General features: G+C 32.5%; 2 protein-coding genes. Both read left to right on the top strand.

All coding sequences use genetic code 11. The annotated features are described in order from the left end of the window. Window positions 1-174 precede the first annotated feature (174 nt). Complete coding sequence (locus tag H8B04_RS16760; RefSeq protein WP_165292637.1) at window positions 175-1782, top strand: acyl-CoA carboxylase subunit beta; 1608 nt, start codon at window positions 175-177, stop codon at window positions 1780-1782. A 268-nt stretch (window positions 1783-2050) separates the two neighbouring features. Next, window positions 2051-2509 carry a hypothetical protein gene (locus H8B04_RS16755; RefSeq protein WP_190303057.1) on the top strand — a complete coding sequence of 153 codons (459 nt, stop codon included), beginning with the start codon at window positions 2051-2053 and terminating at the stop codon, window positions 2507-2509. Window positions 2510-2805: the final 296 nt, after the last annotated feature.

Genomic DNA, 2805 nt, shown 5'->3' with positions numbered 1-2805 from the left:
ATATGTTTTTAATTAAGATTTTTAATCTTTTTCCTTGTCCCGAACTCACGTTAAGTTTATATATTGTTAATAGCTAATATTATAAATATCGTAAAAATCAAATAATATTTTATCATATTTATAATATTAAAAACAATAACCAACTATAAATTTTTATTTTAATAAAATTACACCATGCAAAAGTTATTGGAAACATTGAACCAAAAAACTGAAAAGCTCTTTTTAGGCGGAGGAATTAATAAAATTCAAAAGCATAAGGAGAAAGGAAAAATGACAGCTTGGGAACGAATAATATATCTTTTGGATGAAAATAAACCATATACCGAAATTGGAATTTTTGCAGGTGATAATATGTATGAGGAGCATGGAGGATGTCCTAATGCTGGAGTAGTAGTAGTTTTGGGATATGTACAAAATAAGCTTTGTATTATAGTTTCTAATGATGCTACTGTTAAAGCAGGAGCTTGGTTTCCCATTTCTGGCAAAAAAAATCTTCGCGCACAAGAAATAGCTATGGAAAACCATTTACCCATCATATACTTAGTTGATTCTGCAGGTGTTTATCTTCCTATGCAAGAAGAAATTTTTCCCGACAAAGAACATTTTGGTCGCATATTTCGTAATAATGCTAAAATGTCCTCAATGGGGATTCCACAGATTGCAGCAATAATGGGTTCTTGCGTAGCGGGAGGAGCTTATTTGCCTATTATGTCTGATTATGCGTTGATCGTAGAAGGTACTGGTTCTGTTTTCTTAGCAGGATCCTATTTGGTAAAATCTTCTATAGGGGAAGTTATAGATAACGAAACTTTGGGAGGTGCTACTACACATACAGAAATATCTGGTGTAGTTGATAATAAATATCCTGACGATGCCTCTTGTCTCAATGCCATCAAAAATATTATAGAGAAAATAGGAGAGAATCCAAAAGCTGGTTTTTCTAGAATTGAACCTAAATTATCCAAATTAACTCCTGAATCTATTTATCAAAATTTACCTGATGATAGATTAAAGCCTTATAATATGCTTCAAATTTTAGATGCTATTGTAGATGAAGGTACTCTGGAAGAATATAAGAAGGATTATGGGAAAACTTTGATGTGTGCTTTAGCTCGAGTGGATGGTTGGGCTGTAGGTATCGTGGCAAATCAACGTGAAATTGTAAAAGCGAAGAAACCTGGTGGAACCCAAGAAATGCAGATGGGAGGGGTTATTTATTCAGATTCAGCGGATAAAGCAGCGCGTTTTATTATGAACTGCAACCAACAAAAGATTCCGTTGGTATTTTTCCAAGATGTAACAGGATTTATGGTTGGTTCTCGTTCAGAACATGGCGGAATCATCAAAGATGGGGCAAAAATGGTGAATGCTATGGCTAATTCCGTCGTTCCCAAATTTACTTTTATTATAGGCAATAGCTACGGAGCAGGGAATTATGCGATGTGTGGTAAAGCCTATGACCCACGATTAATCTATGCTTGGCCAACAGCACAAATGGCTGTTATGAGCGGTGCTTCTGCTGGAAAAACCTTATTGCAAATACAAGAAGCTACGCTAAAAGCTAAAGGTGTAACCTTATCTCAGGAAGAAAAACAAATCCTCTTGAAAGAGATAGAAGATAAATACAATGAGCAACTAAGTCCATATTATGCAGCAGCCCGACTATGGGTGGATGGTGTCATTGATCCAAAAGACACACGTAAAATAATTTCAATGGGTATTGAAGCTGCTAATCATAATGCGGATATACCGAGATATAATGTGGGAGTGATACAGACCTAATAAATCTTGTTGAATTCTAATGATTATTTGCACTTGCTTAAGTGCATTCGCAATGAAGTAGAGAAAAGTCGGTATTGCGGAAGAGGAACGATGAATCAATCCCTAAAATTTATAGATTCTTCCTTCATCAGAATGACAATTTTTTTTAACTTTTTCTATTGAGCAATAGCTAAAAATATAACTGCAAGAATATAACATTTTGAAAAATACTTACCCGATGTAGCAAAACTTATTTTTTTACGTTATAACTGTTACTAAACAACTAATTATGAAAATTATTACTAAGATCACTACTCCAATTTGTTTACTTATCTTTTTAATTACGTCATGCAAAAAAGATGAAGTTTCTTTGCCTCTTACTAAAACTTCATTTGTTGGTTCTTTTCAAGCTACGGAAACGAATAACAATTTTATATCCGAAAATATTACCCTATTCTTAAATCATGATAATACTTACTCTATGTCAAATCCTAAGTCTTTATCTCTTCCAATAGAAAAACCTCTCTATAATATAGTAGATGGCTCAGGTAAATACACTATAGAAAACAATACTATCACTTTCCAAGATACATTAACTAGAACTCTTCAAGCTATGTATCCATACTATTTATCTGGAAAATATAAGTATCATTTTGATGGCGATAATTTGCATCTAGAACAAGAAAATTCAAATTCTGGAATTAAATATAAATTAGAATTGCGAGCTCAGAAAAATTTTAAAAATTAAATGCATAATATATTGCTAAATACTCCGCTAAACAATCTGGATTAGGCATAATATCTTTGGAGACTGTTTTTTCTAAAGAAACACCTGAAAAAATCTTCTTAACGGGTATTTCTAACTTCTTACCACTCAAGGTATAAGGAATGTCTTTTATTTGAAAAATACAATCCGGTACATGTCGTGGGCTATATTGCTTTCTTAAAATAACTTTTATTTGAGTTTGTATTTCCTCATTTAATTTTAACTTAACGTGAGTTCGGGATAAGGAAAAAGATTAAAAATCTTAATTAAAAACATAA

It is taken from the genome of Sphingobacterium litopenaei, assembly GCF_014692495.1.
Lineage (GTDB): Bacteria > Bacteroidota > Bacteroidia > Sphingobacteriales > Sphingobacteriaceae > Sphingobacterium > Sphingobacterium litopenaei.
Note: the sequence above shows the minus strand (reverse complement) of the source record. Positions and strands in the feature narration are given on the sequence as shown.